The sequence below is a fragment of the Rheinheimera nanhaiensis E407-8 genome, from assembly GCF_000296695.1.
Taxonomy (GTDB): Bacteria; Pseudomonadota; Gammaproteobacteria; order Enterobacterales; family Alteromonadaceae; genus Alishewanella; species Alishewanella nanhaiensis.
This window is the reverse complement of record NZ_BAFK01000026.1, coordinates 1-22,542: the sequence shown is the minus strand read 5'-3', so window position 1 is coordinate 22,542 and position 22,542 is coordinate 1. Positions and strand designations below refer to the sequence as shown.

The 22,542-nt window shown below is 51.4% G+C and carries 22 protein-coding genes and 1 other RNA gene; 10 read left to right on the top strand and 13 right to left on the bottom strand.

Going from position 1 to position 22,542, the window contains the following annotated elements:
* Window positions 1-65 precede the first annotated feature (65 nt).
* Entirely contained in the window at window positions 66-1,937 is a 1,872-nt protein-coding gene (locus RNAN_RS16380) for an MFS transporter (protein WP_008223842.1), read from the bottom strand.
* Between the two features lie 179 nt (window positions 1,938-2,116).
* Here RNAN_RS16380 and RNAN_RS16375 point away from each other — a divergent pair, with 179 nt between their 5' ends.
* Window positions 2,117-3,454, top strand: coding sequence for a Na+/H+ antiporter NhaC family protein (locus tag RNAN_RS16375; RefSeq protein WP_008223841.1), 1,338 nt, complete (start codon window positions 2,117-2,119; stop codon window positions 3,452-3,454).
* On the opposite strand, the gene RNAN_RS16370 is transcribed toward RNAN_RS16375, so the two are convergent.
* From RNAN_RS16370 to dnaK, 7 genes are all read right to left on the bottom strand, one after another.
* A complete protein-coding gene (locus RNAN_RS16370) occupies window positions 3,441-4,508 on the bottom strand; it encodes a nucleotidyltransferase domain-containing protein (protein WP_008223839.1) in 1,068 nt (355 codons plus the stop codon). The two genes, RNAN_RS16375 and RNAN_RS16370, sit on opposite strands and share 14 nt — an antisense overlap.
* Entirely contained in the window at window positions 4,502-5,353 is an 852-nt protein-coding gene (locus RNAN_RS16365; protein ID WP_008223838.1) for an HprK-related kinase A, read from the bottom strand. Before RNAN_RS16365 ends, RNAN_RS16370 begins: the two co-directional genes overlap by 7 nt.
* Complete coding sequence (locus RNAN_RS16360) at window positions 5,350-5,544, bottom strand: hypothetical protein (RefSeq protein ID WP_008223836.1); 195 nt, start codon at window positions 5,542-5,544, stop codon at window positions 5,350-5,352. The genes RNAN_RS16365 and RNAN_RS16360 overlap by 4 nt, the downstream gene beginning before the upstream one ends.
* On the bottom strand, window positions 5,528-6,142 hold the full coding sequence (locus RNAN_RS16355) for a hypothetical protein (protein WP_008223833.1): 615 nt from the start codon (window positions 6,140-6,142) through the stop codon (window positions 5,528-5,530). Before RNAN_RS16355 ends, RNAN_RS16360 begins: the two co-directional genes overlap by 17 nt.
* A gap of 149 nt (window positions 6,143-6,291) precedes the next feature.
* Window positions 6,292-7,089, bottom strand: coding sequence for a M48 family metallopeptidase (locus RNAN_RS16350; RefSeq protein WP_008223832.1), 798 nt, complete (start codon window positions 7,087-7,089; stop codon window positions 6,292-6,294).
* A gap of 97 nt (window positions 7,090-7,186) precedes the next feature.
* Complete coding sequence (gene dnaJ, locus RNAN_RS16345; protein ID WP_008223830.1) at window positions 7,187-8,329, bottom strand: molecular chaperone DnaJ; 1,143 nt, start codon at window positions 8,327-8,329, stop codon at window positions 7,187-7,189.
* A gap of 69 nt (window positions 8,330-8,398) precedes the next feature.
* Window positions 8,399-10,309 (bottom strand): molecular chaperone DnaK, encoded by a 1,911-nt coding sequence (gene dnaK, locus RNAN_RS16340; protein WP_008223829.1) that lies wholly within the window; start codon window positions 10,307-10,309, stop codon window positions 8,399-8,401.
* Between the two features lie 226 nt (window positions 10,310-10,535).
* Here dnaK and luxS point away from each other — a divergent pair, with 226 nt between their 5' ends.
* On the top strand, window positions 10,536-11,045 hold the full coding sequence (gene luxS, locus RNAN_RS16335) for an S-ribosylhomocysteine lyase (RefSeq protein ID WP_008223825.1): 510 nt from the start codon (window positions 10,536-10,538) through the stop codon (window positions 11,043-11,045).
* Between the two features lie 173 nt (window positions 11,046-11,218).
* Here luxS and RNAN_RS16330 read toward each other — a convergent pair whose 3' ends face one another.
* From RNAN_RS16330 to hrcA, 3 genes are all read right to left on the bottom strand, one after another.
* The gene (locus RNAN_RS16330; RefSeq protein ID WP_040552381.1) at window positions 11,219-13,972 is read right to left on the bottom strand and encodes an FAD-binding and (Fe-S)-binding domain-containing protein; all 2,754 of its coding nucleotides are present in this window, start codon (window positions 13,970-13,972) and stop codon (window positions 11,219-11,221) included.
* Window positions 13,973-14,152: 180 nt separating this feature from the next.
* Window positions 14,153-14,725, bottom strand: coding sequence for a nucleotide exchange factor GrpE (grpE, locus tag RNAN_RS16325; protein ID WP_008223823.1), 573 nt, complete (start codon window positions 14,723-14,725; stop codon window positions 14,153-14,155).
* A gap of 30 nt (window positions 14,726-14,755) precedes the next feature.
* Entirely contained in the window at window positions 14,756-15,787 is a 1,032-nt protein-coding gene (gene hrcA / locus RNAN_RS16320) for a heat-inducible transcriptional repressor HrcA (protein ID WP_040552375.1), read from the bottom strand.
* 128 nt (window positions 15,788-15,915) lie between these two features.
* On the opposite strand from hrcA, the gene nadK reads away from it, so the two are divergent.
* From nadK to RNAN_RS16305, 3 genes are all read left to right on the top strand, one after another.
* Window positions 15,916-16,797 carry an NAD(+) kinase gene (gene nadK / locus RNAN_RS16315; RefSeq protein WP_008223821.1) on the top strand — a complete coding sequence of 294 codons (882 nt, stop codon included), beginning with the start codon at window positions 15,916-15,918 and terminating at the stop codon, window positions 16,795-16,797.
* 95 nt (window positions 16,798-16,892) lie between these two features.
* The gene (gene recN / locus RNAN_RS16310; protein WP_008223820.1) at window positions 16,893-18,566 is read left to right on the top strand and encodes a DNA repair protein RecN; all 1,674 of its coding nucleotides are present in this window, start codon (window positions 16,893-16,895) and stop codon (window positions 18,564-18,566) included.
* Window positions 18,567-18,633: 67 nt separating this feature from the next.
* A complete protein-coding gene (locus tag RNAN_RS16305) occupies window positions 18,634-18,984 on the top strand; it encodes an outer membrane protein assembly factor BamE (RefSeq protein WP_008223816.1) in 351 nt (116 codons plus the stop codon).
* Between the two features lie 83 nt (window positions 18,985-19,067).
* On the opposite strand, the gene RNAN_RS16300 is transcribed toward RNAN_RS16305, so the two are convergent.
* Complete coding sequence (locus RNAN_RS16300; RefSeq protein WP_008223814.1) at window positions 19,068-19,418, bottom strand: RnfH family protein; 351 nt, start codon at window positions 19,416-19,418, stop codon at window positions 19,068-19,070.
* Window positions 19,411-19,854, bottom strand: a complete 444-nt coding sequence (locus tag RNAN_RS16295; protein WP_008223811.1) for a type II toxin-antitoxin system RatA family toxin — start codon at window positions 19,852-19,854, stop codon at window positions 19,411-19,413. The genes RNAN_RS16300 and RNAN_RS16295 overlap by 8 nt, the downstream gene beginning before the upstream one ends.
* Window positions 19,855-19,960: 106 nt before the next feature.
* Between RNAN_RS16295 and smpB the strand changes: the two genes are divergently transcribed.
* From smpB to RNAN_RS18970, 5 genes are all read left to right on the top strand, one after another.
* Window positions 19,961-20,443 (top strand): SsrA-binding protein SmpB, encoded by a 483-nt coding sequence (smpB, locus tag RNAN_RS16290; protein WP_008223810.1) that lies wholly within the window; start codon window positions 19,961-19,963, stop codon window positions 20,441-20,443.
* A gap of 141 nt (window positions 20,444-20,584) precedes the next feature.
* Window positions 20,585-20,945, top strand: a transfer-messenger RNA (tmRNA) gene (ssrA, locus tag RNAN_RS18975).
* 155 nt (window positions 20,946-21,100) lie between these two features.
* Entirely contained in the window at window positions 21,101-21,334 is a 234-nt protein-coding gene (vapB, locus tag RNAN_RS16285) for a type II toxin-antitoxin system VapB family antitoxin (RefSeq protein ID WP_008223808.1), read from the top strand.
* Between the two features lie 2 nt (window positions 21,335-21,336).
* Window positions 21,337-21,738 (top strand): type II toxin-antitoxin system tRNA(fMet)-specific endonuclease VapC, encoded by a 402-nt coding sequence (gene vapC, locus RNAN_RS16280; protein WP_369403279.1) that lies wholly within the window; start codon window positions 21,337-21,339, stop codon window positions 21,736-21,738.
* A gap of 34 nt (window positions 21,739-21,772) precedes the next feature.
* A complete protein-coding gene (locus RNAN_RS18970) occupies window positions 21,773-22,444 on the top strand; it encodes a hypothetical protein (protein WP_148275770.1) in 672 nt (223 codons plus the stop codon).
* Window positions 22,445-22,542 lie beyond the last annotated feature (98 nt).

Genomic DNA, 22,542 nt, shown 5'->3' with positions numbered 1-22,542 from the left:
CCCATTAAAGAATTTTTGTGATACACGTCGTGACTGGATGTGATTTTCGCTTTAAAACAACCTGGTTATACAGCATCACCACGCAATAATCGCACCCGTCGCTCCAGCTCTGCCGCAGTAGCGGCAGTTGCCGGTAATGCCTCGCTGGCGTGCAGGCTAATTCTAGACCAAAAACGTCCTTTAAACTTAAAAGCGCCTTTACCATGATGGCTAAAAAACGAGCCCCATAAACCTTGCAGTGCCATTGGCACCACCGGCACCGGCGTTTCGCTTAAAATACGCTCAATACCGGGCCTGAAGCTGTCCATGTCACCGGTTTTGGTTAAACGGCCTTCCGGGAAAATACACACCAGATTGCCTTGCTCAAGCTCACGCTTAATGCTGGCAAAGGCCGCCTCATACACCGCTTCGTCTTTTTGCTTGCTGCAGATCGGAATAGTACGCGCCGCTTTAAACAGCCAGTTGGCCAGTGGTAAATCGTAAATGGCTTTTTCCATCACAAAGCGCACCGGCCGGCGCACGGCGCCCCCGATCAGCAAGGCATCGACATAGCTGACATGGTTCGCCACCAGCACAGCAGCGCCTTCTGCGGGGATATTATCCAGGCCACGACTGCTAACCCGGTACATCGTATGGCTGAGTATATAGATGACAAAACGCAGTACAAATTCCGGTAACTGGCTGTACACATACAGCGCCACCACGGCATTCATAATGGCCAGAATGAGAAAATATTCTGGTATCGCTAAATCGAGCAGCGTTAAAAACACGATACCGGCAATGGCGCTGACCACCATAAACAGCGCATTAAAAATATTATTGGCCGCAATAACCCGGGCACGCTGTGCCGGCTCTGCCCGTTGCTGCAGCAACGCATACAGCGGCACGATAAAAAGCCCGCCAAAAATTCCGATTAATGTCAGATCAGTTAATACCCACCAGCCAAAGGCACTGGCTAAAAACTGCGTCAGGTTAAGCAAGGTCTCTGGTTGCTGTGCCGGGCTACTAAAATACAAGCTGATGCCAAACACGGTTAAGCCGATAGAGCCAAGCGGCACTATACCAAGCTCTACCCTATCGCCGGACAGCCGCTCGCACAGCATAGAGCCGATACCCACCCCCACCGAAAACGCCACCAACAGCGCCGTAACCACGGTATTATCGCCACCGAGTATCGTTTTGGTGAAGTTAGGAAACTGGGTTAAATAGCTGGCGCCCAAAAACCAGAACCAGCTGATCGCCATAATCGACAAATACAGCGTTCTGTTGGCATAGCTAATGCTGACGGTGGCTTTGGTTTGTTGCCAGGGCGCAAAACGAAAGCGGCCACCACCGGCCACTTCGCCAACCGTCGGGATCTGGCGGCTTACAACATAACCCAGCAGCGCAAACAGCACCACCACGCCACCAATCCATAAGGGCGCATCAGCCACCCCCACCAGTAAACCACCGACGATGGTACCGAGTAAAATAGCAACAAAGGTGCCCATTTCTACCCAGGCATTGCCGGCTAGCAGCTCTTTGTCACTGAGCAGTTGCGGCAAAATGGCGTATTTAACCGGGCCAAAAAACGCTGACTGGCTACCCATTAAAAACAGCAGCCCCAGTAACAGCAGATACTGCTGAAAATAAAACGCCAGCGCGGCAATGACCATCAACACAATTTCCAGCAATTTCAGCGCACGAATCAGCCGGGTTTTACACACCGCATCAGCCAAAGTGCCTGCAGTGGCCGAAAACAATAAAAATGGCAGGATAAATAAGCCTGCCGCCAGGTTCATGGTTAAGTCTGTATCCCACGGCAGCGCGTTAGCAGCGGTAAATGCCAGTAGCAGCATTAAGGCATTTTTAAACACATTGTCATTAAAGGCACCACTGGCCTGAGTTAAAAAAAACGGTAAAAATCGACGCGATACAATAAGTTTGAGTGATGACATCGGCACTCCGTGCACTAAAAGGTCAGCAAAAAGTGATTGCCAGCATAATAAACTCAGGTAGCTTATACCAGTATGAAAATTGCGCTACTGCAAATTGACAGGACGTCCAGCCATCTATATAGTGCGCGTCCATTTGCCAATGTTGGCGTTAGCACGCCCGCGGCCTGACAGGAATAGCCATGACACCACAGACTGAATTCGCCCCCGGCGCCAAACGCTCGCTGTTACCTTTAGTGTGCTTTGTATTGCTGTTTTTAGGTACCGGCCTGTATTTACAGCAGCAAGAGGTTGCCTACGCCTTCTATCAGTTGCCAGGCCATGTCGCCATTATTCCGGCACTTATTCTGGCGATCTGGCTACATAAAGCACCGCTGCAGCAATCTATTGAGGTGATGGTTAAAGGCGCCGGTAACAGCAATATTATTACCATGTGTATCATTTACCTGCTGGCAGGTGCTTTTGCCAGCGTTGCCACCGCCACTGGTGGCGTTGATGCTGCGGTCAATGCCGGCTTAAGCCTGGTGCCGGCGCCCTGGTTATTACCGGGTTTATTTGTTATCGCGGCGCTGGTCTCCACTGCTATGGGCACCTCTATGGGTACCATAGGTGCGCTGGCGCCCATCGCCGTTGGCTTAGCGCAGCAAGCCGGCCTGGAGCCGGCACTGGTTGCCGGTGTACTGTTAAGTGGCGCCATGTTTGGTGACAACTTATCAATCATTTCTGATACCACTATCGCCGCTACCCGCACCCAGGGCGCGCAGATGGCGGATAAATTTCGTGAAAACATTAAAATTGCCCTGCCGGCCGCCCTGTTAACCCTGGTGTTATATGTCACGCTGGCCAGTGACGGCGTACCGGTGCAGGTTGATAACGTTAACTGGACGGGTGTAGTACCCTATGGCGCTATTTTGCTGTTGGCTGTGCTGGGGCTTAATGTATTTGTCGTGTTACTGCTGGGCATAGTGCTGGCCGCGCTACAGGGCGCCGTATTTGCCGATTATGCTATCGGTAATTTGGGTAAAGATATCGCCAGTGGCTTTGCCAGTGTGCAGGAAATTTTCCTGCTGGCGATGCTGGTCAGTGCCCTCAGTGAGTTTATTAAGCAGCAAGGTGGCCTGAGCTGGATAGCGGCTCATATTCAGCGCATTGCTAACAGCCTCAGGCTGGCGGGTAATAAAGCCCAGCAACTGGCGATTGGCGCCCTGGCCTTTATCAGTAACCTTTGTATTGCCAATAATACTGTGGCGATAGTGCTAACCGGCGAGGTCAGCAAAACGCTGGCGCAGCAGCATCAGATCCCCCCCAAACGCAGCGCCAGCTTGCTGGATATCTTTGCCTGTATTAGCCAGGGGCTGGTGCCTTATGGTGCGCAGGCGCTGTTACTGGGAGCCAGCTTTGGTATCTCGCCCTGGCAGGTGGTCACGCAAAGCTATTATTGTCTGATTTTACTGCTGGTGGTGCTGGCGGTTATCCTGCTGCGCCCGGCGCAACCTATGCCGGCGGTTAACGCGGCTTAAGTTTGCTGCGCCATAACTGGCGCAGACCATTAGCAGGCTTAGCAACGGCATGATACAACAGAATGTGCCAGCGCATTTTTAAACTATGGCCACGTAAAAACCATAACTGACGCGCCGCCCAGGCGGTCATACCGGTGCCGGTTAACATGGCCAGCACTAAACTGGCGCCCAAACGTTGCCGTCGCACCACACTGTGTTGCGTTAACAACTGGCGGGCCGCTTGATTATCAAACAGCGTCAGCAGTACCTGACAGGCATCGACAAGTGCAGATTGCACCTGCATCTGCTGTGCCTGCTGCCAGATAAATTCCAGTTGCTGCTGTTGCTGTACCTCGTTGAGTAAGTCCTGTAAATCGATAATGTCTTTTAGCAGCCGGTGCGTTTCTTCCTGATAAAACAAGTGCACCGCAGCGTGCAGAAACAAATGCGCCAGCGTTGGCACTAAAAATGCTGAACCTGGCAGCGGTGTGGCATGCTCAAGCAGTACCTGAATATCAATGTGTTTCGCCGATGCCGGCGGGTAAATATGGTGATGCAGGTCAATCACAGTGCCACGCTGGTAATGCTGCAGTGGCGGGTTCTGATGCGACCAGGTCAGATAATACGCCCGGTCATAGTCACTAAGTGGCAACTCAGCAAAACCGGCAAAAAATAACTTATCCCGGGCGCTGCGTAGCTGCGCTTTGGGCACCAATAGATCAATGTCGGCAAATAAGCGGCCATAACTCATCGGCAGCGCCAGCGCTCGGTAAGCCGCGCCTTTTAACAACACACAGGGAAAATCGGCCCGGCCAAACACCGCCTCCAGCTGCTGTAATTCATAAAACAACGAATGCTGCTGCTTTTTACTGTAACGGGCAGCCGATAAGCCATGCAGCCTTATCTGCTCGGGTACCTGTGACATTAAACCCTGAGATTGCAGCATATAGTAGCAGCGGGCGGTTAAGCCATGCTGGCGCGCCAGCTGCAAAAACGCCGTCCAGCGTGCACCATCGGCCTGCTGCACAAAATGGCCGGGGTTTGTCAGAAAGTCCAGTAACGGCCTGGCTAACATAGGGCATTCAGCTCGCGGATAACCTGATTAATATCAGCATACTCCAGCCGGTAGGTAGCGCATCGCTGCACCAAAGCGCTCAGAGCGGTAAAGCCCTCATCGGCCAATACATTGTAATTAAAAGAGTTATAAGCAAGGTGCATAAAGGCATCAGCTTTTGGCAGCGGCGTCAGCATTAGCTCAGTTTGCTCTGGCTGATACTGCGGAAACACCACCCAGGCAGGCTGTGCCGGCTGTTGGTAAGCCTGCCAGCTCAGATCCGACGGCAGCAAATAACCGACAGTCCCTTTGGTGGTGCCGCGGGTGATCTGTCGCACTCTGGCATCGGGGTACCATTGCTTAATCAGCGCAATAGACTGATTTTTCAGGCTTACCGGGCGCACATAAGGCCAGATAAGACCGCTACTCAGATCAATCAGGCACATTTCATCGCTAAGTAGTCGCCAGCCTTGCTGCATCAGCACCGCACACAGCGTGCTTTTACCCGAGCCGGGCGGCGCCGGCAAGATCAGCGCCTTACCGCCATGCTCCAGCACCGCAGCATGTATCGCCAGATACTGGTGCTGATAAGAAGCGATACACCAATTAAGCCCCCACTCAAATACCGGCACCAACTGCGCTTTATCGGTCATGCGAAAGTGCTGCTGGCCTGACGAGACATGAAAAGGCCGGCCCCAACCGGCCCAGCGCCTGCGCACATCGAGGGAAAAATCATAGATAGTGTTAGCGTCAACCTTTGATAACAGCGACAGCGGATACAGCTCTGTCAGCGCCGCACGTAACGCCGGGCTGCGGCTGGTAACCAAAACAGAGAAAGGCGCGGTATTTAAGGCAAAATCAGTCAAGTCGGCTTTGCTTCTGTCTGTACCGACTCCACCACAGCGGGCCCGGCGATGCTGGTTTCATGGGTTAACAACGAAAATGCCACGCTACTGCCATCATTAAAGCGGGTTTGCAGTAGCGCGGTGTCACTTTGCTGTTGCAGCCATTGCGGGTAGCTCTGGCTAACGGTTAACGCGTTAGCCAGTGTAGCCATCAATATAATAAGACAGCAGTGCCGCCAATTGGGCTTTTTGCGCCGGCGTCACTGCACCGATATAGGCATTCACAATTTCATCTGGCGAAGGCATATTGGTGCTGAACTGCTCACTTTGGTAATACAACGCGTGTAAGAATGCAGAGGCAATATTGCGTATTAACGCGTAATCACCGCCCTGATTCACCGCCTGCTTTAAGGTACCGTTATAACCACTGCCAAACACCGCGTTAAAAGGGGTGTCCTGGTAAATATCAATACCCTGCCACTCTTTTAACCATTTACTTAGCGGAACCGATTTTTTCTTGTAAAAATAGGCGCCTTTGCCGCCTGCCGCCCCCAGCTTATTCGCTTCAAAATACAGCTTAGCGCTGCCATGGGAGTCAAAACTGAATTTACACTGCTCGAACTTGTCCGGCTGCACAGACTGCATCTGCGAAGCCGTCTCACTTAACGAGCAATTCAGTGTGCTGGTGCCCCAAGCCGCTTTGCTTTTTAGCGTCAGCAATACTGGCAGAGAACCCAAACCGGCACGCAGTAAAAACTTGCGCCGCCCGTTTGACGTTGTCGAGTTTTCCTTGTCATTAACTGCTGTCATAACCCTATTCCATTAAGCTCACTGCATAAAAGTGTACTGGCACTGCTATGCAAGATCAAATCCAACAAGCTAAGCACTTGTTATAGCTTAGCTTTTAAATTCTGTAGCAGGTTAAACCTTTGCTAACTGTAAAGTAAATTGACGCTACACTAGCTACATCTTGGTAAAGGTGCGCTGGCTTTACGCTCGTTATAAAGTTTCATCGCCTCTGGCATTTTCTCGCGCAAATCTTTAATACGGGTTTCCGGTAGCGGGTGGGTCGACATAAATTCCGGTGTACCACCGCTGCCCGCTGCAGCCATATTTTGCCACAGGTTTACCGCCTGTCGCGGTTCAAAACCGGCTTTGGCCATCAGGTCCAGACCGATAATATCAGACTCACTTTCATGTGCCCGGCTAAACGGCAGCGCCACCCCTAACTGCGCCCCCAAACCAAAGGCGGTCATCAGCTCTTGCTGATAGCGCACCCCATAGGCTTTCATGCCTGCATCACCCAGCGCCAGTATGGTTTGAATACCCTGATTAGTGGATAACCGCTCGTTACTGTGGCCTGCAATAACATGACCAATTTCATGGCCCACTACCGCCGCCAGCTGGTCCTGATTCTGCGCTACTTTTAACAAGCCGGTGTAGACGCCGATTTTGCCGCCGGGTAAGGCAAAGGCATTGACCTGATCGGAGTCAAATACCACGATTTCCCAATTTTGCGCCCGGGTACTCTCGGGGGTTACCGCCAACAAACTGTTAGCAACACACTTAACATAATTATTGGTTTTCGCATCTTTGGCTATTGGGGTTTCTGCCTTCATCGACTCAAAGGTCTGGGCGCCCATTTTGCCAAGCTCGGCATCATTAAACAGCATAATTTGCCGCCGGCCGGTCGGCGACTGGGCACAGGCCACAATAAGCAGGGCACAGGTGGTGGTAACCAATAATTTCTTCAACATTGTTATATCCTTATCCGCAGTAACTGGCGTAAAACAGCCTCTTTATTGTATCTGCTGGGCAACAAAAAACCACCCGCAGGTGGTTTTTCGTTAGCCTTTAGCTGGTTAAATCATCGAAAAACTTTTTCACACCATCGAAAAAGCCTTTAGATTTTGGCCGGTGCTTGGCTTCGCCATCGCCTGCCATACTGTCATCCAGCTGACGCAACAGCTCTTTTTGCTTCTCGCTTAGGTTCACCGGGGTTTCAATGACCACTTTGCACACCAGATCGCCCACGCCACCGCCACGCACTGATTGCACGCCCTTGCCACGTAAGCGGAACATTTTATCAGTCTGGGTCTCAGCTGGGATCTTCAGTTTCACCCGGCCATCTAATGTCGGTACGTCAATTTCACCACCCAGTGCGGCGGTGGTAAAACTCAGGGGTACGTCGCAGTACAGATTATTGCCATCACGGACAAAAATCGGGTGCTCTTTCACATGCACCTGCACGTACAGATCACCCGCTGGGGCGCCGTGCATGCCGGCCTCACCTTCGCCGGTTAAGCGGATGCGATCGCCAGTGTCTACACCGGCCGGAATTTTCACCGACAGCGTTTTGGTTTTCTCTATGCGGCCTTCGCCATGGCACTTAGTGCAGGGCTCGGGGATAATTTTACCACGGCCATTACAGGTCGGGCAGGTTTGCTGCACAGCAAAAAAGCCCTGACGCATGGTCACCTGGCCGGCACCATGACAGGTTGGACAGCTTTTGGCTGAAGTGCCTTTTTTCGCGCCGGAACCGTCACAACTGTCGCAGCTCACCATAGTCGGTACTTTAATATCGACCGATTTACCACGTACCGCCTCTTCCAGGCTTAATTCCAGGTTGTAGCGTAAATCTGAACCACGCTGGGCGCGTGACTGGCCGCGGCGACCGCCACCACCAAAAATATCGCCAAACACATCGCCAAAAATATCGCCAAAATCAGCCCCGCCGGCACCGCCGCCAAAGCCACCAGCGCCACGGTTAGGATCTACCCCGGCATGGCCATAACGGTCGTAGGCTGCCCGCTTTTGCTCATCCGACAACACCTCGTAGGCTTCCTGCACTTCTTTAAACTTCTCTTCCATCGTTTTATCGCCCTGGGTACGATCAGGGTGAAATTTCATGGCGAGGCGTTTATAAGCCTTTTTGATGTCTTTGTCGTCGGCGCCTTTAGCGACACCTAATACTTCATAATAGTCACGCTTGGACATAGTTCCCGCTCAGTAAAAGTCTTAATGCCAAAGGGCTGGCACCTGGCCAGCCCTTATACCTCAGCCAGATTACTTCTTGTCGTCTTTCACTTCTTCAAACTCAGCGTCAACTACATCGTCGTTGCCACCCGCTTGCTGGCCGGCATCGGCGCCGCCCTGCTGGGCTTTCGCCTGAGCTGCTTCCATCAGTTTTTGTGACGCCTGCATCAGCGCCTGCGACTTCTCGTCAATCGCCGCCTTGTCGCTGCCTTTTAACACAGCTTCAAGATCTTTGATTGCGGTTTCAATCGCTTCTTTGTCATTACTTGCTAAAGCACTACCCACTTCGTCCAGCTGCTTACGGGTAGCATGTACCATCGCATCAGCCTGGTTACGGGTTTGTACCAGCTCTTCAAACTTTTTGTCTTCCGCGGCGTGGGCTTCAGCGTCACGCACCATGGCCTGAATTTCATCGTCGGTCAGACCAGAGTTGGCTTTAATGGTGATCTTCTGCTCTTTACCGGTGTCTTTATCCTTGGCCGATACGTGCAGAATACCATCGGCATCCAGGTCAAATACCACTTCAATTTGTGGCTCGCCACGACGGCCCGGGCGGATACCTTCTAAGTTGAACTGGCCCAGTGACTTGTTATCAGAGGCGCGCTTACGCTCACCCTGCAGCACGTGAATGGTTACGGCAGACTGGTTGTCTTCGGCGGTTGAGAACACCTGCGACTTCTTGGTCGGAATGGTGGTGTTTTTCTCAATCAGCGCTGTCATCACGCTGCCCATGGTTTCAATACCCAGCGACAGTGGTGTTACGTCCAGCAGCAATACGTCTTTCACATCACCTGACAGTACCGCGCCCTGAATCGCCGCCCCTACGGCTACCGCTTCGTCCGGGTTCACGTCTTTACGCGCTTCTTTGCCAAAGAAAGCGGCTACCGCTTCCTGTACTTTTGGCATCCGCGTTTGACCGCCCACCAGGATGATGTCGTCAATTTCGCCTACGCTTAAATCAGCATCTTTCAGTGCCTGCTTCAGCGGCTCGATAGTGCGCTGAATTAAATCTTCTACTAAAGATTCCAGCTTGGCGCGGGTCACTTTAATGTTTAAGTGTTTCGGGCCTGACGCATCCGCCGTGATATATGGCAGGTTTACTTCCGTCTGCGAGGCAGAAGATAATTCAATCTTGGCTTTTTCGGCAGACTCTTTTAAACGCTGCATCGCCAGCGGGTCGTTACGCAGGTCAATGCCCTGCTCTTTTTTAAATTCTTCCACCAGATAATTAATTAAGCGGTTATCGAAGTCTTCACCACCTAAGTGGGTATCACCGTTGGTCGCTAAGACTTCAAAGGTTTGCTCGCCGTCGACATCGTCAATTTCAATGATAGAGATATCGAAAGTACCGCCACCTAAGTCGTATACTGCAACCTTAGTATCGCCTTTCTTTTTATCCATACCATAAGCCAGGGCCGCCGCGGTTGGCTCGTTGATAATACGTTTTACTTCCAGGCCTGCAATACGGCCGGCGTCTTTGGTAGCCTGACGCTGCGCATCGTTAAAGTAGGCTGGTACCGTAATAACGGCAGCCGTTACTGCTTCGCCTAAATAGTCTTCGGCGGTTTTTTTCATCTTTTTCAGCACTTCAGCTGAAATTTGCGGTGCAGCTAACTTTTTGCCTTTAACTTCAACCCAGGCGTCACCATTATCGGCCTTCACAATGGCGTAAGGCATAATTTTAATGTCGCGCTGCACTTCTTCGTCTTCAAAACGACGGCCAATTAAACGCTTAATGGCAAACAAAGTGTTTTTCGGGTTGGTAACTGCCTGACGTTTAGCAGGCTGGCCAACTAATACTTCGCCGTCTTCAGCGTAAGCGATGATCGATGGCGTAGTACGGGCACCTTCTGCGTTTTCTAATACGCGAGGTTTGTCGCCGTCTAATACCGCCACACAAGAGTTGGTTGTGCCTAAGTCAATACCGATAATTCTGCCCATAACTGCTCTCCACTTAATATTTGAACAATTAAAAATTGTGTTGAGCGGTTAATGGGGATTAGCCCTGATCCATTCAAGGTTATTCAGGTAAAAATTTTGCTTTAACTTATAAAAGCAAGGCGTTAAGCGCGGTTAAGCGCTTTTCGCGGCAAAAGCGGTTAACTTATCCGCCCCGACCTGACTATAATAGCCGACACTGTTTCTACACTTTAAAAAGGCTAAGGTTATGCCACTACTGGACAGTTTTACCGTCGACCATACCATTATGAAAGCGCCTGCGGTGCGGGTAGCGAAAAAGATGAACACGCCCAAAGGCGATGCAATTACAGTGTTTGATTTACGCTTTTGTGTGCCGAATGAAGAAATCCTGTCGGAAAAAGGCATTCATACACTGGAACACTTATTCGCCGGCTTTATGCGTGACCATTTAAATGGTGATGATGTCGAAATTATCGATATTTCGCCGATGGGCTGTCGCACCGGCTTTTATATGAGCTTAATTGGCACACCGGACGAACAGCGCGTGGCCAAAGCCTGGCAAGCGGCGATGGATGATGTGCTGCACGTTGCCAGCCAGAGCGATATTCCGGAGCTGAATATTTATCAGTGTGGCACCGCGCAAATGCACTCGCTGGATGAAGCCAAGCAAATTGCTAAGAATATTCTTGAGCGTGGTGTCGGTGTTAACCGTAATGACGAGCTGGCCTTACCGGCGGAGATCCTGAACAAACTTTAATATAGCTGATTAAGAACCCGGACGACACTGCGCGGTGAGACAACTGACAACTAAGAAAAGCGTCTGTGGCAGGGATGCCACAGAGGAGCCTACAGGGACGTATCTACGGCGTCTTTTCGTGGTGTCAGTTGTCGACCCGAAGCTCAATTTCGCGGCTTACATACAGTAAAAACTCAAGAACAGCTATCCAGCAAATACACCAGATGCTGATACGCAATACCGCTGTGGCGCGATAAACCAATCTCGCAGGTGCGGCTGGTCGATACCCCGTGTGCGCAAGCACTTACCTGCGGTTTTAACTCCGATAATGCCGAGGCGTTAAGCTCGGGCAGCACAAAGCCTTTATCGCCGGCAAAGCCGCAGCAGCTGATCCCTTCCGGTATTATGACACTGCCAGTGCAGGCACTAAGTAACCGCTGCAGTTTATCGGCCTGACCCAACTGACTGGCGCTGCAGGTGATATGCAGTGCCACCGGCTGGTCCAGTGGCTTTATCGTTAACTTTGGCAGCACCTGATCATGCAAAAAATCGACGCTGTCATAGATGCGCAAGCGTGGGTCCAGCTTGCCATGCAGGGTTAAGCTGCAGGGGCTGGTATCACTGAAAATCGCAATGGCGCCATGATTACTGACCTTCAGCAGCCACTGCTCCAGCTCGCGCTGCTTATAGTCAGCTGCGGCAAACTGGCCTTTGGATTGAAACGGCATACCACAACATTGCTGTGCAATACCTTCTGGCATAATCAGCTGGTAACCGGCTTTTGCCAGTAAGTGGGTACTTACCTCGGCCAGACTGCGTTTATCATTACTATTGGCCGCAGGCCCCATAACCCGACCGGAGCAAGACGCCAGATAAATAAGCGGCGTCAGCCCTTTGCCATCCGGGCTGGTTATTTTACCTGTGTTTGCCGTTGGCATCGCCTTATGCCAGCGCGGCAGCACTGAGCCAAATACATTGCCAACACCCAAGCCTAAACGGCTAATAGCGGCAGCAACACTAAAATGCCGTGCGATAAAGGCAGCAACACCTTGCCAACGCTGGTTATTTTCTGCCCGTAACTGCCGGGTTAAGTCGCCGGTATTAATACCCACCGGACAGGCGCTGCTGCACATACCGCAGGCAGCGCAGGTATCGGTACCGGCATATTGATAAGCTGAGGTAAGTTGCGTTAAACGTTTTGCATCTTCGCCCGACATATTATCTTTGCCCAGCGCAGTTAAACGCGATATTTCCCGCTGCGCCACTATGCGCTGGCGTGGTGTTAAGCTTAGTTTGCGCGACGGGCATACCGGCTCACAAAAGCCGCACTCTATGCATTTATCGACCAGCGGGTTAGTCGCCGGCAAGGGTTTTAAGTGCTGTAAATGCAGCTGTGGGTTGTGGCTTAACACCACCTCGGGGTTAAGAATATGATTTGGATCCAACAGCTGTTTAATTTGCCACATTAAGGCATACGCCTCGCTGCCCCATTCCAGCTCAACAAAGGGCGCCATATTACGGCCGGTACCATGTTCAGCTTTCAGTGAGCCGCCAAACTCTACCGCTACTAGCTGTGCTACGTCCTGCATAAAAGCCGCATAACGGGCGACCTCCGCCGGCTGTTCAAAGCCCTGGGTAAAGACAAAATGCAGGTTGCCTTCTAAGGCATGGCCAAAAATAATGGCTTCATTATACTGATATTTATCAAACAGTTGCTGCAGGCGCGACACTCCCTCCGCCAGTTGCTCGACAGGAAAAGTCACGTCCTCAATAATCACTGTAGTGCCGGTTTGCCGCACCGCACCCACCGCCGGGAAAGTGCCTTTACGCATGGCCCACAGCTGGTTATACACCGCCGGGTCGCTGCTAAAACCAACCTGTTGCTCCAGTTCAAAGGCAGCCAGGCTGGCTGAGATCTGTGCCAGTTGCTGCTGCAACAGGCTGCTAGTCTGTGCACTGCTTTCTATCAATAGCGCACAGGCATTATCTGACAAAGCTTTTACCCAGGATGGCATACCGACTTTATGCTCAACCGAGCGCAGGCTACGCCTGTCGAGTAATTCGACGGCGGATACCGGCTGCTGCTTTAGCTGCGTTACGGCAAGGCAGCAGCTCTCTACCGACGGGAAGACCAACAAAGCCGTGGCGCGATGCGGATACTCCGGCACGGTGTGATAGGTAACGGCACTGATAAAGCCGAGGCAGCCTTCCGAGCCCACCATTAAATGCGTAAGCATATCAATCGGATCGGTAAATTCCGTTAGCGCATTTAACGAAAAGCCGGTGGTGTTTTTTAAGCGGTATTTATGGCGGATCTTGGCACTCAGGTCCGGGTTAGCGCGGGTTTGTGCACCTAATAATTCCAGCTCGACCAGCAGCGGCGCATGGGAGTTGCGAAACGCCGCTACGCTTTGGCTATCTTCGGTATCCAGCACAGTGCCGTCGAATAACACCAGGCGCATGCCCGCCAGGGTATTAAAGCTGTTATGGGCGGTGCCACAGCACATGCCGCTGGCATTATTCGCTACTATGCCGCCGATTTTACAGCTGTTAATGGAGGCCGGATCCGGGCCAATTTTACGCAAAAACGGGCTTAACACTTTATTGGCGGCAGCGCCTATTACGCCCGGCTGCAGGCGGATTTGCTCACCCAAACCGCGCACTTCACGCTGCTGCCAGTTTTCGCCCAGTACCAAAAGCACCGAGTCAGTGACGGCCTGGCCGGATAAACTGGTACCCGCCGCCCGAAACGTTAGCGCCACCCGGTATTGGTTGGCTAACTTCAGCAGCGCTATCACTTCGGCTTCGCTTTCAATGCGTAGCACTAATTTGGGTAGCAGACGGTAAAAGCTGGCATCAGTGCCAAAGGCTAGAGTTTCAAGCGGACCATCAAAATAGCGCTGTGGCGGAATAAGCTGTTTCACGGCCTGAATAAACTGCGGGTGCATGCCAACCTCTGCCAGCAAAGCATAATAAGCTGATTAACCGATAATAAAGGATAGCACCGCACTTTGCATAAAGTTTTATTACTTTAACCCATCACACGTATAAATTATTCATCAGACAGTAACCTTAGCGGCAATAAAAAAGCCGGCATAATGCCGGCTCAAGCAGAGACCTTTAGGCTGCTATTCAGCTGCTTTAGACACACCGACCATGGCCGGGCGCAGTAAGCGGCCATTAAGCTCATAGCCTTTTTGCATCACAAAGGTGACCGTGTTTGGCGCCACATCCGCTGAGGGCTGAATGCTCATGGCCTGGTGCAATTCCGGGTTAAACGGCTGGCCCTGGGGGTCAATCTGGTTAACACCGAACTTGGCTACCGTGTCTAAAAAGCTTTTCAGCGTCAGCTCGACGCCTTCAACTACACCTTTTAGCGCTTCATCTTCGCGGTTAATAAAGCCCAGCGCCCGCTCCAGGTTGTCGACCACCGGTAACAGGTCGCCGGCGAATTTTTCCAGGGCAAACTTATGCGCTTTTTCTACGTCCATACTGGCACGGCGGCGGATATTCTCCGCTTCAGCTTTAATGCGCAGCATTAAATCCTGCTGCTCTGCCAGCTGGGCCTTAGTACTGGCCAGCTCATCTTCCAGCTTGGCAATAATGGCCTGCTCACCGGATAACTCGACGGTGTCGGCATGTTCATTAGCGGCCTGTGGCTGCTCAGTGCTGTGATCCGTTGGCTGTTGTTGCTCAGTCATGCGTTACTACTCCCAAATTAAGTAGGTGTATTATGGGGATACCTGCCGCCGATTCAAGTGCAAATTTAACTGGCGGGCACAGGCTTCAACTAAAGGAATTAAGCGGGCGTAGTTCATCCGCCGCGGGCCCAACAGGGCAATAAAGCGTTTTGGCTGTTGCTGATAGCGCTGCACGATAACACTGACATTGGCCAGTTCAATAAAGCCCGACTCTTTGCCCAGCAGTAACTTGGGCTGTTCGTCCTGTGTCAGGCTATCGAGCAAACGCAGCAAGCCCTCGGGCTGCTCCAGCATCTGCATCACCTGTTGCAGCGCCGGGTTTTGCTGATACTCAGGGGTTAACAGCAACTGATGCTGGCCAAAAATCAGCGGCTGGTGCTGTTGCAGCTCATCTAAACTTAATAAGCCCAATACCTTTTGCAGCAGCTGCTGACACATGCCGCTCTCGCCGCGCACCAGGGCACCTAAGCGCTCTATGCCATCCTGCCACTGGCCACCGCCGCCTAAAGCCGCGTTTAACAGGCACAGCACCTTGCTTAGCACAGTGTTATCTATCGCCTGCTCGCAGTGCAGTAAACGGTGCAAAATATCACCGTCTTCATCTATGACCACCAGCAACAGCCGGTCACTGGCCAGACGGACCAAATCGATTTGCCGCACGATACGGCCATCGGCCTTGGGTGCACTGACAATGGCAACGAAGCCGGTCAGGTTAGTTAACAGCTGGCCGGCCTGCTGACATAACAACGACACCGGTAACTGCTGTGTCAGCTTACGGTGCAGCTCGGTTTGCCAAAAACCACTCAGCGGCTGTAACTGCAGCATTTTATCAATAAACAAGCGGATACCGGCGGTGGTGGGAATGCGCCCGGCCGAGGTATGCGGTGAGCGGATTAAGCCCTGCTGCTCCAGTGCCATCATGGTGTTGCGCACTGTGGCCGAACTGACCGCCAGCTGGGCGTTGTCAGCCAGCAGCTTAGACGATACCGGCTGGCCATCGAGCAGATACTGCTCGACAATCAGCTTTAAAATCAGCTCGGGCCTGCTCAGGGTTAACGTCATACCGCGCACTCTATACCTAATTGCTGGTGGATATGGGGGCAAGGCCGGCTAATTCAAGCGCACAGACAGCGCTAGTGCGACAGCCGCAGTGTCGTTATACTCTGCACAAGGGTTAAAAGGAACTGGCTATGTCACACGCATTCACCACTGTTGGGCTCATTGGTAAGCCGCATCATCAGGGCGCTAACAATACCCTGCTCAGCCTGTATCAGTTTTTGCGCCAGCAGGGGCTGACGGTTTATGTCGAGCAGCGGGTGGCGCAATCACTGGAGCTGCCTGATGTCGCTGTGCTGGACTTGGTAGAACTGGGTAAAAAGTGTGACCTGGCCATCGTGGTCGGTGGTGATGGCAATATGCTGGGCGCCGCCCGGGTGTTGTCGCGCTTTGATGTGGCGGTACTGGGCGTTAACCGCGGTAACCTGGGCTTTTTAACCGATCTCGCGCCAGAAAACTTCCAGCAGCCGCTAACCGAAGTGCTGGCGGGTAATTTTGTTACCGAAAAACGCAACCTGCTGGAAATCAGCGTGCAGCGCGCCGGCGTGATTAAAAGCAGCAACAGCGCGGTGAACGAGGCGGTGCTGCATGCCGACAAAGTTGCCCATATGATTGAGTTTGAAGCCTATATTAATGACGAGTTTGTCTACAGCCAGCGCTCTGACGGCCTGATTATCAGCACCCCTACCGGCTCCACGGCTTATTCATTATCCGGCGGCGGCCCTATACTGACACCGGATCTGGATGCGGTAACCTTAGTACCCATGTTTCCGCATACGCTGAGCAGCCGGCCGCTGGTGGTGTCGGGCAGCAGCGAAATCCGCTTAAAAGTGGCCAGCACCAACGATGCCCACCTGCAAATCAGCTGCGACAGCCATGTCATTCTGGCCGTAATGCCGGGCGACGATATTTATATCCGCAAACACCCGACGCCGCTTCGGCTGGTGCATCCGCCGGGCTACAGCTATTTCCACGTACTGCGCAATAAATTAGGCTGGGGCAGCAAACTTTATTAATACCCGGCTTGCCAAGGCAGGGTTTACTGTATAAAGTTACTGTATAAATAACCACTGTAATTTTTCACAGTTAACTTAGCTGGCAGGAGAATGTCATGCTGTGCCATCTGCATATCAGTAATTTTGCTATTGTCCGCGCGCTGGAAATTGACTGGCACAGCGGCATGTCCACCATTACCGGCGAAACCGGTGCCGGTAAATCTATCGCCATCGATGCGCTGTCACTGTGCTTAGGTGAGCGCGCCGACGCCAGCGTGGTGCGCCCCGGTGCCGATAAAGCCGATATCGTTGCCAGCTTTGATATCAGTAAACTAAGCGCTGCCCAGCAGTGGTTAGCCGAGCAGGATTTGGCCATGGGCCACGAGTGCATAGTACGGCGGGTGGTTAGCAACGAAGGCCGCTCGCGCGGTTACATTAACGGTGTACAGGTACCGGCGCAGCAGTTAAAAGCCCTGGGCCAGCATTTGCTGAGCATTCATGGCCAGCATGCCCACCAGCAATTACTGAAAAACGACTATCAGCGCCAGTTGCTGGACGCTTTTGCGGCCAATAGCAGCCTGTTAGAGACCACCCGCAGCAGTTGGCGGCACTGGCAGCAGTTGCAGCGCGAATATGCCCAGCTGCAGCAATCGCAGCAGCAGCGTGATGCACAGCGCCAGTTACTGGAATATCAGGTGGCTGAGTTAGATCAGTTTGCCCCGTTACAGGACGAGTACCCGCAGCTGGAAGCCGAGCACAGCCGGTTAAGCCACGGCAATACCTTATTAAGCCAAAGCCAGCAATGTTTGCAGCTGCTGTACGATGACGAGCAGCAAAATATCTATCAGGCGCTCTGTGTGGCCGCCGGCCAGCTCGAGCAGCTGTGCAGCCTGGATCCAGCACTGACGAATATCAGCCAGATGTTGCAGGACGCACTGGTGCAAACCGAAGAGGCCAGCCGTGAGCTGCGCCGCTACGCCGACAAAGTAGAACTGGATCCGGAGCGTTTAGCACACATTGATGAGCGCTTAAGCCAGTGGCTGAACCTGTCGCGCAAACATCAGGTGAGTTATGCAGATTTACCGGCACTGCACCAGCAACTTTGCGAGCAATTGGCGGCGCTGACCGGTGATGATAAACGCCTGCTGCAGTTAGAGGCCGATATTAGCACCGCGCAGCAGCATTATTTACAGCAGGCCCAAGCGCTAAGCCAGCAGCGCCAGCAGGCCGCCGCGCTGTTAAGTGATAAAATCAGCCGCAGCATGCATGAGCTCAGCATGGCCAATGCCCGTTTTGCCATTTTGGTTACCCCGCTTGATGTCAGCCAGGGCAGTGCTCAGGGTATCGATCAGATCGATTTTCAGGTATCAACCAACCCGGGCCAGCCACTGCAGGCCTTAAGTAAAGTCGCCTCAGGTGGTGAGCTGTCGCGCATCAGCCTGGCCATACAGGTGATCCTGGCTGATAAAATTACCACCCCGACGCTGATTTTTGACGAAGTGGATGTGGGTATCAGTGGCCCGGTGGCAGCGGGTGTTGGCCGCCTGCTGCGCCAACTGGGCGAAACCACGCAAATTATTTGTGTGACCCACTTGCCGCAAGTGGCCAGCCAGGGCCATCAGCAACTGTTTGTGGAAAAATACACCGACGGCCTGGCGACCGAAACCCGCATGCGCGAGCTAAATGCCGACGAGCGCATCAGCGAAATTGCCCGTTTACTGGCGGGCGAAAACATCAGCGCCAGCGCACTGGCCAACGCGCGTGAACTTTTATGCGCGCCTTTAGTCTGAAAGAAGGTTTTTCAGCCGGCTTGTCATAGGGTATGATGAGCCCACTTAGGTAAAGCAGAAGCAACAGATGAAAGCAGTAGTTAAAATGATGGTGCTGGCCGCAGGCCTTCTCAGCCTTAGCGCATGCAGCAGCTGGGTGTATCGTATTGATATACCACAAGGCAATTTTTTAGAGCAAAAAGATATCGATAAACTGCGTGTCGCCATGACCAAAGAGCAGGTGAAGTTTGTGCTGGGTACGCCGGTTGCCGCCAATGCCTTTGACAATGACACCTGGCATTATTTTTACGCCTTAAAAGGCGGCCGTGGCGATAATTTTGAAAAGCAGCTGATTGTCGAGTTTAAAGACAACAAGCTGCAGGACATTAAAGGCGACTTTAAAAAGTCAGACGACTTTAATACCCCGCTGGATATCTAAGCCGCGTAAGGCTAACAATAAAAAACCAGCACAGCGCTGGTTTTTTGCTTTTCTGCACTCTGCTAAAGCGATAAACACTCGGGCTAACTGCCTGAGTCGGCTTTTACCTCATGCGGCCGGCCACCGGTGACTTTATCAGCCCGGCCTTCTTCTTTGGCTTTCTCGGCCCGGCGGCGGCGTAAATCTTTCGGATCGGCAATCAGCGGGCGGTAAATTTCTATTCTGTCGCCGGCTTTAACCGTGTCGGTGAGTTTTACCGGCCGGCTCCAGATGCCGACTTTTTGCTGGTTTAAATCAATATCAGCAAACTGCTGCAAAATACCGGACTGCTCAATAATTTGTTGCACAGTGGCGCTTTTACTGACCGACACGGTAAGTAAACTTTGCCGCTCGGGTAAGGCGTAGGCCACTTCAACGGTAATCTGCTCAGCCATGTTGCTCTCCGTACACCTGTTTGGCTCTGGTGGTAAATGCCTGCACCATAGCAGCGGTTAACTCGGCAAAAATCTTACCAAAGGCAAACTGAATTAACTTACTGGAAAACTCAAACTCGAGTTTTAACATCACTTTGCAGGCACTGTCATTTAACGGCTGAAACTGCCAGCCACCGCGCAGCTGCTTAAAAGGGCCATCGACCAGTTGCATGGCAATTTGCTGATTTGGCGTTAACGTATTGCGGGTAGTAAAACTGTGGCTAATGCCCGCCTTGGAAACTGTCAGCGATGCCACCATCTCTTGTTCTGACTGGCTGACAATGCGCGCAGCACTGCAGCCGGGTAGAAATTGCGGATAATCCGGTACGGCGTTTACCAGATCATACATCTGCTGCGCGCTGTAAAAAACCAACGCACTGCGTTCAATTTGTGGCATACTCACTCCCCTTTAAACTCGCCGCCGATTGTAACAGAATAACGCGCTGCAACAAGGCATGAGCCATCGCTGACATCCAACACTGAGCTGCGACAAACAACGAATTATGAGCAAAAAACAAGCAAGCAAAAACAAAAACGGTACCATAGCGCAAAACCGCAAAGCGCGGCACGAGTACTTTTTAGAAGACCGCTACGAAGCCGGCCTGGCCCTGCAGGGCTGGGAGTTAAAGAGCATCCGCGAGGGTAAGGTAAACCTGTCTGACTCTTATGTCATTTTACATAACGGTGAAGCCTTTTTACTCGGCGCACAAATTCAGCCGCTAAACAGCGCCTCCAGCCATGTGGTGTGCGACCCCGAACGCAGCCGCAAATTGCTGCTGCACAAGCGCGAGCTAAGTAAACTGATTGGCCTAAAAGAGCGCGAAGGCTACACCTTAGTGGCCACCGCCATGTACTGGAAAGCCTGCTGGGTAAAGCTGGAGTTTCATTTAGCCAAGGGCAAGAAAAGCTATGACAAGCGTGACGATATTAAAGACCGCGACTGGTCACGCGAGAAAGAGCGCATGATGAAGCACAGTAAACACTAACACCCTTGAAACTTTTACCGCCTGGCCCCATCTAACCAGGGCGACAGGAAAACGGTTAAAGCACAATGCCCGCTTGTGTAAAGCAAACAGGCTGCGTACAATAGCCAAACACTGAAAGTGAGTGTTACTTCCACAGAATTCGGGGCTGATTCTGGATTCGACGGGATTCACGAACTCTTAGGTGCATGCCGAGGTGAGGTAGGCCTCGTAAAAAAGCCTCAATTAAATAGTCGCAAACGACGAAACTTACGCAATCGCTGCCTAATAAGCAGTAGATAGCTCTTCCCCTCACGCATGCCTGTAAGCTGAGACTCTGGAAGATCACCCCTAACAGGATCGCGTCGCGTCTTCGCCTGGAGACAAAACGTTAAAACCAATCAGGCTCGCCCGACGATAGCCTGCCATTCGGCGCTCATAGGGTTAACTAAATGAATGTGCTAAGCATGTAGTACCGACGATGTAGGTTTTTCGGACGCGGGTTCAACTCCCGCCAGCTCCACCAAATAGCACAAGGCCAGCGTAAGCTGGCCTTTTGTTTTTCTCGACGCCAAATATTACCTGCCGATAAATTAGTTCGCTGCTGTTAATATCAGTAGATACTTTGAGTATCTACTAATCAAGGTATATACTTCTGCTATCTAGCTAGTGGAGGTGAATATGGATACTGGCACAGTGTTTAAGAACAACAATACCCAGGCAGTGCGTCTGCCAGTTGAAGCGCGTTTTCCAGACGACGTGAAAAAGGTCGTAGTTCGGGTCGTGGGTAAAGATCGCATACTCACGCCGGTAGCTAACAGCTGGGATTCGTTTTTCATGCAAGGCGCAGCGGTAACAGATGATTTTATGACTGAACGGGCATCACAAGAGCAGCAAGAACGGGAAGCGTTTTAATGCTGAAATACATGCTTGATACCAATATCTGCATATATGTAATAAAGCGCCGCCCTGTTGAAGTATTGGAAACTTTTAATAAGTATTCGGGCTTAATGTGCATCAGTTCAATCACTTATGCAGAGCTGTGTCACGGCGTAGAAAAAAGCGCAAGGCCAGAGCAAAACCGGCAAGCAGTAGAAGATTTTGTTTCCAGATTGGTAATTCTGCAGTATGGTGAAAAAGCAGCACAGCACTATGGCGAAATTCGTTCCGAGTTAGAAAGCTCCGGCACTCCTATTGGCGCCAATGATTTACACATCAGCGCACATGCCAGAAGTGAAGGGCTACTTTTAATTACGAATAATAGCAAAGAGTTTAATCGAGTTTCGGGGTTGAGGCTCGACAATTGGTTGCATGTGTAATTATTTAAGCATACTTATTTGAAAGGGAATTAGGATGAAAAAGCTGACCGTTTTATTTTGCTTAACCCTAACTGCATGTAGCACAGTAAAATACAACTACACACCTGAATCTCGTCGCTTCACGACTCCTGAAGTTGAAACTATCGTATCCGTTGGATTAGGTGAACCTCTGATGGATCAAGGTAGAGTTGTGGAAAGGGATATAATTGAAATTACAGAAGAAGGCGAGATCTCCGCGTATGACATTAAAAAAGGAAAGCTAATAAAAATTGGCGAAGATGAAAAATCAGAGTTTTTTGTCCAAGACTTACTTGCTGGATATGTCATACATGCCGGCATTATATCAGTTACACCTCAACCCCACGCAACAATCCAGATAAAGAAAAAGTCAGGCGAATTTTGCGTCAATAGACCAGCTGATGTAACGGTATGTGGAGATATTAGGTTCAACCGCTCAAAAGAAACTGTAGTTACGAATGATAGCTTTAGAAGAACTCTGCTTTACAGCGGTAAAGTGGGAAACAAACTTAAAATAAGTTATCGTGAATTCAGTAATGATATGGCAAGAGCTGCATTTAGCACTGATGTTGAATATGACTTAAATGAGAGCAACATTATTGGTTACGCAGGTGCTCGTTTAGAAGTAATAAAAGCAAATAATACCGAAATCACATATAAAGTCCTAAAACATTTTGGCGAGCGGTGAGAAAAATAGAATTATCCTTTAATTAGGCCTCCCCTTATCAGCTCCACCAAATAGCGGTAGTGTTCAAAATTCTGTGTCATTTCATTAAACTAAGCGAA